Below are 8,933 nucleotides of genomic sequence, written 5' to 3' on the forward strand. Positions count from 1 at the left end.
TTATCCCTCGCGGCCTGCACGCAATTCCTGCAAACGGATCACAGCGTTGACGCCGAGCCAGGCAAACGGCTCGGGCGGAAGCTTCGCAGGCTTCGGCTGATCCGAAAATTTATCAAGCATGTTGGAGCGGGTACCGGTCGCCAAATCGGCGGCCATAAGGCCCGCAAGCGTGCTTTTCACGGTGCCGAGGCCATTCTCGCAGCACGCAGAATAGAGGCCTTCTTCTACCTCGCCGAAGGCGGGTACGTGGTTCCGGCTGAGACAAAGACGCCCTGCCCAACTAAATTCGAACGGCACGCCTGAAAGGCCGGGAAACCTGGCATCGAGGGAGTGTCTTTGCGCGTCGGCCATTTTCGCCATGCGCCGATCCCCCACCGTGATCGTCGTCTCGTAGGTATATTTGGTGCGGATCACGATGCGCGACTGACCGCGGGACGTGATCTTTCGGACCGTCGCTCCCATGGCATCGGCTGGAAGCAGTGCCCATCGGTCGCGCCCGGACACCCTGCGGCCGAAATCATCGTCGGGGAAAGCGGCGGTCATCGACGCATATGCGAAAATGTGCATCAGACGCCGGCGGAAGTACCCGAAATCATCAATATGGCCGTTGACCCCCACGATCACTTTGGGCGCGCTGACTTGGCCCTTTGGCGAAGACGCGGTCCAGATGACGTTGTCCCGTTTCAATGACGTAACGGGTGAACGTTCGAAGAGGTCAATATTCTTTGACAGCCCGGCGGCGAAGGCGCGGATGTAGTCGGCAGGCTGAATCAAGACTGCGCCCGGTGTGTAGAGCCCGCCCAGATAATAATTCGATCCCGTGAGTTCGCGCATCTCCGCAGCATCGAGGAAGGAATGCTTCTCGCCCGCGCTCTTAAGGGATTGGCCGAAGGCTGCGTTGAGCGTCATGCCGCGCGCCGTCGCTGCCGCGTTGATCTTACCCGACGGGTCGAACGTCTCGCGGGACATTTCGTATTCTGCCGCCGCCTCAGCTGCAAAGCCGATGGCCAATCGGTTTTGAGCCATTTCGAGCATCGTGGCGTCGGTACCGCCGCTCGAATAGTCGCCAGAGGTAAGATTGTGGGGGACATCGATCATATAGCCGGAATTGCGGCCCGATGTTCCCTTGCCCACTTCACTTGCATCAAGAACGACGATTTTATCGTTCGGTCGCAGCTGGTGCAGACGTCGAGCGGCGGAAAGCCCGGCAAAGCCCGCACCTATAACTAGCCAGTCTGCCGTCAGATTGCCTTCGAGGCATCGGATCGGGAACGAACGCTGACTGATCGCCTCCCAGCCCGAGGCACCGTTTTCCGCCGGCAATCGTTTGACGGACTTTGTGATCATCGGATCGTCTCGTCCACCGAGCGATCCGAAACATCGATCCAGATCGTCTTGAGTTCGCAATAATTGTCGTGGGCAAAGACCGACTTGTCGCGACCGCCGAAGCCGGATTCCTTATAGCCTCCGAATGGCGTTGTCGCGTCGCCCTCGCCGAAGCAATTGACTGTCACGATGCCTGCCCGGATTTCGCGCGAAAGCTTGATCGCTTTTCGCAGGCTTGCTGTGTAGACGGACGCTGCCAGGCCGTAATTGGTGTCATTGGCAAGAGCCACAGCTTCGTCAATGGAATTAAACGTCGTTACCGAAAGGATGGGTCCGAAAATCTCTTCCTGAAACAGGCGGCTTGCCGGCGTTACTCCGTCAATGACGGTCGGCTCGATATAGATGCCTTTTTGCGTTTCGCCGCCGTGGGCGACGGAGAGCTTTTCGCTCTTCACGCTGTCGAGATAGGAGCTCACCTTGTCGAAGTGGTTCTTGCTGACAAGCGCTCCGATGCGGTTTTCCGGGTCGAGCGGATCGCCGGTCTTCCATTCTCGTATGTAGGCACCCATCCGTTCAAGCAGTTCGTCCTTGACCTTTGCGTGGACGATGAGCCGTGACGTGGCAGAGCAATTTTCGCCCATGTTCCAGAACGCGCCATTGACGACCTGTTCGGCAACGAGGTCGAGGTCTTCGGCATCTTCGAGAACGACAGCCGGATTCTTGCCGCCACATTCAAGGACCACACGCTTCAAGTTGGAGTCGGCAGCGTAACGCAGAAAACGCCGGCCTGTCGGCGTCGATCCGGTGAATGCCACCATGTCAACGTCCATGTGCATGCCGACCGGTTCGCCGACTTCCTTGCCCCCGCCCGGCACGACATTGAAGACGCCAGCCGGAATACCCGCCTCATGGGCAAGCTCGGCGACACGAAGCGTGGTCAGGGTTGTCTCCTGAGCCGGTTTCACGATCACCGAGCATCCCGCCGCGAGCGCCGGACCGATTTTCCAGGCAAGCATCAGCAGCGGAAAGTTCCACGGCAGGACGCAGCCGACGACGCCGACGGGTTCGCGGACGATCATGGTCAATGCATTCCAGCCCACGGGTGCTGTATGATCATAAAGCTTGTCGATGAGTTCGGCATGCCAACGAAGCGTATGAATCGTATCCGGGATGTCGACGGTCTGGCATTCGCGCACGGGTTTTCCGCTGTCGAGACTTTCCATCACCGCCAGTTCATGGCGATGCCGCTCCAGAAGCCTGGCGAAGTCAATTAAAACGGCCTTGCGTTCGCCTGGTGACTGGAGATGCCAGCGGCCATCGTCGAAAGCTTCCCTGGCCTTGGCCACGGCGAGATCGACGTCGCTGGCGTCGCACGCAGCGATCTCGGCAAGCGTCTCGCCGGTCGCGGGATTGGTGGTCTTGAATCTCTTGCCTGAGTTTGCCGGACGGAAGGCTCCGTCAATGAAAGCATTCGTCGGAAACTGGATGTTTGCGGCGATCGCCTTATATTCGGCGGCGGTCAAGGGTTCATGCATGGTTGGCTCCCGACGTAATATGAGTGACCGTGCGCTTCAAGCTGGCGACGACAGTCTGGAGGGCTCGCTTTTGTTCGCAATTGAGTGGGCGCAGCGGCGCACGAACGGGACCAGTTTGGAGCCCGATCAATTCGCATCCATATTTGATCGACTGAACGAACTTTCCGCATTCGAGAAAGTCCATAAGCGGCAGCATGGCCGTCATGATGGCGCGGCCTTTATCAAAGTTCTGTTCGAGTACGCAGGCTTCGTAAAGGGCGACGTGTTCGCGCGGGAGGAAGTTCGAGCCGGCGCAAACCCAGCTCTTGGCGCCCCATGCGAAGAATTCCAGCGCCTGATCATCCCAGCCACAGGAGAGCGCGATATGAGGAAATTTGCGGGCGAGCAGGTGAAGGTTCGCCATGTCGCCGGAACTTTCCTTGATGGCCACAACGTTCCTGGATTTGCCTACCCGGGAGAAGTATTCATCTCCCATCACGACCCCCATACGGGCAGGATAGTTGTAAAGCATGATTGGCAGATTTGCCGCGCGATCGACGGTGAGCGCATGAACCGCATTTTCGCGCTCCGTCGGCAGGGCATATGGCGGCGAGGAAACAAGGATCGCGTCAGCGCCGATCTCTTTTGCCGCCTTGGCATACTCGACCGATTCTTCGGTCCTGATCGCACCGGTTCCGATAATAAGCGGCAGCCGCGTACCGATAACCTCCTTGGCGTAAGAACCAAGGTCGAAGCGCTCCTGGGCGCTCTGGGCGTAATATTCCCCCGTCGATCCACCGACGACGATGCCGTGCACCTTTGCCTCGATCAGTGACTCAAGAACCGCGGCGAACGTGGTTTTGTCGATTTGCCCGTCCGGACTTAACGGCGTGACCGCCGGGGTGTAGATGCCTTGGAATTTCACGACACTTTCTCCATGGATACGACGGGCGTTTCAACGAGCGCATCTGCCTTCATTCCCTCGGGCGCGATAAACATCTCCATGTTCTCGCGCGACAATTCCCAATGCTCGAATACCAGATCGACGACGGTGTCCTCGTCATGGGCGTTGATCGCGGCGACGAAGCCGTCGTGGTGATCAACTGCGAGCTGCAGACGTTGACGCATGTCGTCGTTACGCGGCCGGAAGAAGGTGTGGCCGATGCGAGCGTGGTCGATCAGCAGGCGACCAAGGCTTGGCTGCAGGTAGGCATTCCATGACATCTCACCGATGATTTCGTGAAAGCGGTTGTTCTCGAGCACCATGGCGAGCGCGTCGCCGTTCACGCTGGCGTCGCGGAAGCGCTCTTGGGTGTCCTTGAGGTCCACCAACTGGCGCGGCTTGAAATTTTGGACAGCCAATCTTCCGATGGCCGCGTAGATCATCGGCGCGACCAGGAAGAAGTGGCGAAGCGTCTGGTGATTCATCGGAATGACCCGCGCACCGCGGTTTTCGCGGATATCGACATATCCCTCTCCCTGGAGACGGCGAAAAATCTCCCGGACCGGCGTCCGGGAGAGCCCGTACTGCTCACTTAGGCTTGCCTCGTCCAGATCCTGGTCCGGGTCGAGTTCCATCGTCAGAATTTGTCGCTTGAGATCGTCGTAAAGACTGTTTTTGCCGCGTTTCACCTGAAACCTCCGCCAATTCCCATCGAACATGCAAATTTTCCCGGTTGATTGCGCAAAGTTCTCATGGCTTCAGTCCAGAGTCAACGAAATTGTATTTTTTCTGTACACAAATAAAATAATCTAAAAATACATCAGTCCTTAGTCGGCTGGTCGAGCGCCGAAATTCGAAGCGGAACGATAGATGGGGGAAGTCATTTCACTGTGCCTTGTGAGCCCCCATCCGCCCGTGAATTCTGGGAATGCGGCGGTCGTCGCAACTTCTGTTACCGAGCCAATGCGTCGGGCAGGTCTCAGGACTTCGCCATATTCTACTCTTTGAACGACCCGCTGGGTCACAAACGGCCTGTCCGATCCATACAGCGCAAAGCAGACACTGCGTCAGTAGACCTTGCCCACAAGGGGGTGAAGGGAACAGTCACTCGAAGTGCCAGCCATTATCCAGCGCGCCGCCGATTGGCGCGCTGCGAGGACTGTCGCCAGTTCTTGTGGACGCGCCCGGGCTACCTATGACGGCGCCGAGCCGATAGTGCTTGCAATGGCGCTTGCAACCTCCTTCGTCGATGAAGAGCCTCCCTGATCGGGTGTACGGATTCGCGATTCGCCCGTAACACACTCAATCCCGGTCAATATTGCCGACGCCGCGCCGCTTTCTCCAAGGTGCCGCAACATCAGCGCTCCCGACCAGATCGTCGCGATGGGATTAGCATGCCGCGGCTCGCAATGTCGTGTGCTGAACCATGTACCGGTTCAAACATCGACGGCACCGCGCCTGCCGGATTGATATTGGCAGAAGCGGCGAAACCGAGGCCCCTTTGAATGGAAGCGCCGAGATCCGTCAGAATATCGCCGAACAAGTTGGAGGCGACGACGACGTCGAGACTTTCCGGCTGCATACAAAACGGGCGGCAATCGCATCTAGGGAAAATATTTAGGTGTTATGGCCAACCGATGCTGGTCTGTTTCTCAGCAAGTAGCAAGCAGCTGCAATCTGGATGGTAACATCCAACCACGTTTTTTGTGTTTGGCCGATACGTTGTCCAACGTCTAAGACCCTTAAGAGCGAATTTTCGACCGTTTTTGATTGGTTCCTTAAAGTCTACAATCGTGGGTCGGATAAAAATCTCCCGACTGCAATTTGATGATTTTGTGAAAACGCGACCATCGTGTCTTGATATTTCCGCCCTCCAATATATATTCCGATGTATCGGAAGATTTAACATGGAGGCCCACATGCCCGCAGTTGCGGAAATGCTGAAGGCGAGCGAGGCCGCGGTCGTCTCGCGCGTGAGTCTGCGCGACGTCAACCGCGTCATCGACGAACACATTCTGCCTGACACTTTTGTCTCTTTCGACAATGGCCGGCATGTCCTCGCAGGCGCCTGTTCATTCATCGCCTTTTACTTTGAAAGCGCAAAGCGCTTGACCTCGGAAGAGCGGCTTTTCGCCATCAACACGGTCGGCCTGAGGCTTACGCGCTCCCGCTCGCTCGCCTGGGCGGCACTATTGCGCGAGGACTGGACTGTGCGTGACGAATTCCTGACCATCGATCTACTACCTTTTGTAAGGGGCACAAGTGAACGGCTGGACGATCTTGCGGCGGCGCGCGAGATCGTAGCCACATCGGATGACGTCCTCGGCGGCACGCCCGTCATCCGGGGCACACGGGTTCCAGTGTATGATGTCGCGGCGTCCGTTGCTGCAGGGTATTCGAACGAACGCATCGTTGCTGCCTATCCCGGCCTTGATGACGAAAAGGTTAGGCTCGCTGCAATCTACGTGGAGGCCAACCCCCTGCGCGGTCGCCCTCGCACGACCGGGATTCTTCCCGAGGGCTCAACCATCGTCACCGATCGCCGCGTTCCGCGCCTCAGGAAGGCGGGATGAAGTTTCTGATCGACGAATGCCTTAGCCCTGAACTGGCCAAGCTCGCGCTGAACAAAGGTCATGGTGAAACAAGCCATGTCGTATGGCTGAAACTGAGGGGCCTGATGGATTGGGAACTGAAACCGATCATCCTCGATGGTGACTGGACTTTCGTAACCAAGAACTCGGTGGATTTCCGAGGATCGAAGGATAAGCCCGGAACGAAGGGCCAGTATGCCGATGTCGCCATTCATGCAGGGCTAGTCTGCCTCAACGGCCCACCTGGCATGGACCTCGACATGCAGCTCGAGCTGTTTGAACAGGCGTTGCACGAACTCAGTGGCAACAGCGATCTTGTAAATCAGGTTCTTGAAGTCCAGCCGAAGACGACGAAACACTCCACATCCTGCGTTATGCGCTGCCGAAAGAGTAATCAGAAAGTTCCGGTGCAAAAATGAGTGAGGCAGAAAAGCCTTGACGCCAGCCGTCCCAATGACGAATTGGAACACGTCCTCGGCCGAAGAAGCCGTCGATTTGTGCCAAGTTGTCCGAGATCCGGAACTGACAGTCCCCGATGCTCTACTTATGTAGCAATATGTAGCAACACACGAAACTTCATGACGGCCCACGGGTTCCGCAAGAACTCCCGCTAATGGAATGGCCAGTACGCAATGTGCAAAGCTTAACGCGCCGGCTAATGCTATCAACCTGCGGGTTCTGGGGCCGAAGTGATTGGCAAGGTGGCATTTCGTTCAGCGATCGGACGCTAACGCATGTTGAGCAACGCCGATCCTGTCGTTTCAAGGGCAAAGGCTATCTTTTGAATCGTGTCGAGGGAAATGTTCCGCTTTTCCCGTTCGATGCCGCTAAGATAGGCTTGGGTCAGTCCGGTGCGGAAGGCCACCTCTTCTTGCGAGATATCAAGCTCTGCCCTGCGGATCCGCATATTGCGGGCGAGAACCTTACGAAGCGCAAGTGGGTTGATCGTGTCCATTGCCATCACCGTTCATCATCGGCTTGCCATGGCTATCTACATTTTTCCGTTGTTGATGCGATGCTGGCCTGAAGCATTGGTGAAGAAAACGGCATCAAGCTATGCGACGATGGGATTCTTTGATTAAAATCGCTCAATACGATAATATTAGGCAAGTCAGAATCTATGTCAATCGGAATTTATCAAATTGAGCGATATTAATCACGTCACAGGGCGACAGATAGCTGCGGCACGTGCTTTGACGGGGCTTGGTCAGGTGGAACTTGCAAAGCAATCCAATATTTCTGCACCGACAGTAAGGCGCATGGAGGCCGAACGACGCCCAATTCCCCTATCAAACAATTTGCGAGCGGTCATCGCGGTCCTTGAGTCTGCCGGCGTGATTTTTGTTCCGGAGAATGGCGAAGGAGTCGGCGTTAGGTTGAGGAAGGATGCCAAATGAGCTTTGAGCAGACGATGCCGAACATTTCGGTGCTGTCATAGCTGGATAACAAACCGGGCTGACGTGCCAGGGCCCTTTCCATCAAACGATGTTGTTCCTCTTTGGCCATTATGCGATCTATTTGGCACAAACCGAGACATTGCGTGAACCTATTTACTTTCCGCACGGGACGCTGACCGCGCACAATCGTAATTATTGCATCGATGACAGGAAGCGCTTGATGACCTCTAGATTTCAGAGCGCCTGCTGTGGGTGGCAACAGCAGTGACTAGCATCCTGTGGCGCCACCTGGCGCGTCTCCGCGACCTTTGCCTCCCCATGGAAGATCAAATAGTTAAAGGGACCGGGGGTTCCAGAGACTGTGAGACATCTCACGCAACTGCGCTCGGGCGGGATGTTGGTCCACGCGAACGAGTGCACTTATCCAGTCAGCATCATAGCTACGGTCGGCAAGGACCTGGTGGCGAAGTGGTGGTGAATCGGTCTTGCTGACAATGAAGTGGAAGTTGAAGAGCGCAGCGAGATAGACATCACCAACGGGGAATATTGCTACGCAGTTGCGTCCTCGAACCGGGGAGTACCGCTCGTAGAGCTATGCGAGCTCAAACGAAAAAGACTTGATCGGACGACGCAAATCCATTAGGAAGCTATCTATGTAAATAGCAAGACACGTGTGGAAAAATGTCAAACGATCGCACCACTCGCCTTGTCGCCTTCAGTCGGCGGTTCATCCAGCTTTCGCGTGCCTGGCGTCAGGAGGCTGACGCCGCCCTTGCCCCCCTCGGCCTTTCCTATGCGACGGCGCAGGCGCTGCTCGTTGTCCATAGCTTCGAAAGCGCCCCGCGCCAGGTCGCGCTTGCCTGCGAACTTGATATCGAGGGCCCCTCCCTCGTCCGGCTGCTTGACCAGCTCTGCAACGCCGGACTGCTCTACCGCGAAGACGACCCGAATGACGGCCGCGCCAAGATCATACGCCTCACCGCGCGAGGCGCGGCTTTGGTCGCCCGGATAGAGACCGCACTCGATGCGCTGCGCAGAAGGTTGATGACCTGTGTCAGCGACGGCGACCTTGCCGCCGCTTTGCGCGTGCTCGACAGCATCGCCGCTGTCATCGAACACCGTGAGGTTGCCGCATGACGGGCATGAACGAAGACAACCGGCA

8 protein-coding genes and 1 pseudogene are annotated in these 8,933 nt (G+C 56.8%); 3 read left to right on the forward strand and 6 right to left on the reverse strand.

Annotated features, from left to right (window positions below):
• The 5 genes and pseudogenes from AAAB35_RS09340 to AAAB35_RS09360 form a co-directional block, all read right to left on the reverse strand.
• A complete protein-coding gene (locus tag AAAB35_RS09340; protein ID WP_340668017.1) occupies positions 1 to 1,347 on the reverse strand; it encodes an FAD-binding oxidoreductase in 1,347 nt (448 codons plus the stop codon).
• On the reverse strand, positions 1,344 to 2,861 hold the full coding sequence (locus AAAB35_RS09345; RefSeq protein WP_340668018.1) for an aldehyde dehydrogenase: 1,518 nt from the start codon (positions 2,859 to 2,861) through the stop codon (positions 1,344 to 1,346). Before AAAB35_RS09345 ends, AAAB35_RS09340 begins: the two co-directional genes overlap by 4 nt.
• Entirely contained in the window at positions 2,854 to 3,765 is a 912-nt protein-coding gene (locus AAAB35_RS09350; protein ID WP_340668019.1) for a dihydrodipicolinate synthase family protein, read from the reverse strand. The genes AAAB35_RS09345 and AAAB35_RS09350 overlap by 8 nt, the downstream gene beginning before the upstream one ends.
• Positions 3,762 to 4,502: a GntR family transcriptional regulator gene (locus AAAB35_RS09355; protein WP_340668020.1), complete on the reverse strand. Its 741-nt coding sequence runs from the start codon at positions 4,500 to 4,502 to the stop codon at positions 3,762 to 3,764. Before AAAB35_RS09355 ends, AAAB35_RS09350 begins: the two co-directional genes overlap by 4 nt.
• A 474-nt stretch (positions 4,503 to 4,976) precedes the next feature.
• Positions 4,977 to 5,359, reverse strand: a pseudogene (locus AAAB35_RS09360) (isocitrate/isopropylmalate family dehydrogenase); the annotation flags it as partial.
• Between the two features lie 343 nt (positions 5,360 to 5,702).
• On the opposite strand from AAAB35_RS09360, the gene AAAB35_RS09365 reads away from it, so the two are divergent.
• A complete protein-coding gene (locus AAAB35_RS09365) occupies positions 5,703 to 6,356 on the forward strand; it encodes a DUF433 domain-containing protein (RefSeq protein ID WP_340668021.1) in 654 nt (217 codons plus the stop codon).
• Positions 6,353 to 6,793: a DUF5615 family PIN-like protein gene (locus AAAB35_RS09370; protein ID WP_340668022.1), complete on the forward strand. Its 441-nt coding sequence runs from the start codon at positions 6,353 to 6,355 to the stop codon at positions 6,791 to 6,793. The genes AAAB35_RS09365 and AAAB35_RS09370 overlap by 4 nt, the downstream gene beginning before the upstream one ends.
• Positions 6,794 to 7,101: 308 nt before the next feature.
• On the opposite strand, the gene AAAB35_RS09375 is transcribed toward AAAB35_RS09370, so the two are convergent.
• Positions 7,102 to 7,329: a helix-turn-helix transcriptional regulator gene (locus tag AAAB35_RS09375; protein ID WP_340668023.1), complete on the reverse strand. Its 228-nt coding sequence runs from the start codon at positions 7,327 to 7,329 to the stop codon at positions 7,102 to 7,104.
• Between the two features lie 1,123 nt (positions 7,330 to 8,452).
• Here AAAB35_RS09375 and AAAB35_RS09380 point away from each other — a divergent pair.
• On the forward strand, positions 8,453 to 8,908 hold the full coding sequence (locus tag AAAB35_RS09380; RefSeq protein ID WP_340668024.1) for a MarR family winged helix-turn-helix transcriptional regulator: 456 nt from the start codon (positions 8,453 to 8,455) through the stop codon (positions 8,906 to 8,908).
• Positions 8,909 to 8,933 lie beyond the last annotated feature (25 nt).

It is taken from the genome of Phyllobacterium sp., assembly GCF_037994425.1.
Classification (GTDB): domain Bacteria; phylum Pseudomonadota; class Alphaproteobacteria; order Rhizobiales; family Rhizobiaceae; genus Phyllobacterium.

Bases quoted from the DNA above. Each gene is read 5' to 3' on its own strand.
- AAAB35_RS09340 (WP_340668017.1), bottom strand. From the start codon at position 1,347: ATGATCACAAAGTCCGTCAAACGATTGCCGGCGGAAAACGGTGCCTCG.
- AAAB35_RS09345 (WP_340668018.1), bottom strand. From the start codon at position 2,861: ATGCATGAACCCTTGACCGCCGCCGAATATAAGGCGATCGCCGCAAAC.
- AAAB35_RS09355 (WP_340668020.1), bottom strand. From the start codon at position 4,502: ATGTTCGATGGGAATTGGCGGAGGTTTCAGGTGAAACGCGGCAAAAAC.
- AAAB35_RS09365 (WP_340668021.1), top strand. From the start codon at position 5,703: ATGCCCGCAGTTGCGGAAATGCTGAAGGCGAGCGAGGCCGCGGTCGTC.
- AAAB35_RS09370 (WP_340668022.1), top strand. From the start codon at position 6,353: ATGAAGTTTCTGATCGACGAATGCCTTAGCCCTGAACTGGCCAAGCTC.
- AAAB35_RS09375 (WP_340668023.1), bottom strand. From the start codon at position 7,329: ATGGACACGATCAACCCACTTGCGCTTCGTAAGGTTCTCGCCCGCAAT.
- AAAB35_RS09380 (WP_340668024.1), top strand. From the start codon at position 8,453: ATGTCAAACGATCGCACCACTCGCCTTGTCGCCTTCAGTCGGCGGTTC.